A 373-nucleotide genomic window follows, 5' to 3' on the forward strand; every position below is an offset into this window, starting at 1 on the left:
ACTGCACAAGCGTCGTTACGTGAAGGCCTGCGCGGTATTGGTCGGCCCTTCCACTTGTGCGCATGGTCGGTGTTTTTCAGCTGGTCGTTCACGGCCTGCGTCTTCGTGATTGGCCCCGGCGCTGCCGAACAGCAGCTGGGCTTGAGTGACCGTGGGATGTTTGGCTACAGCATGGCGGTGTACCTGTTGATCGCCGGGGCCAGCCAACTGTATTGCAAACGCCTGGATGCAGCGCGTGCATTGCGTTCTGGGTTGCTCGCCCAGTGTGCAGCCTTCCTGCTCCTGCTGACGGCCTTCTCGGTCCATTCGCTGACGCTCGCGGCGCTGGCCCTGGTAATCGGCGGCTACGCCTATGGCGCCATTTTTGTCGGCA

The 373-nt window shown here is 61.9% G+C and carries 1 pseudogene; it reads left to right on the forward strand.

Going from position 1 to position 373, the window contains the following annotated elements:
* A pseudogene (locus tag FEM54_RS33615) lies at nucleotides 1-373 on the forward strand (MFS transporter); the annotation flags it as partial.

The sequence above is a fragment of the Pseudomonas edaphica genome, from assembly GCF_005863185.1.
GTDB classification, from domain to species: Bacteria; Pseudomonadota; Gammaproteobacteria; order Pseudomonadales; family Pseudomonadaceae; genus Aquipseudomonas; species Aquipseudomonas edaphica.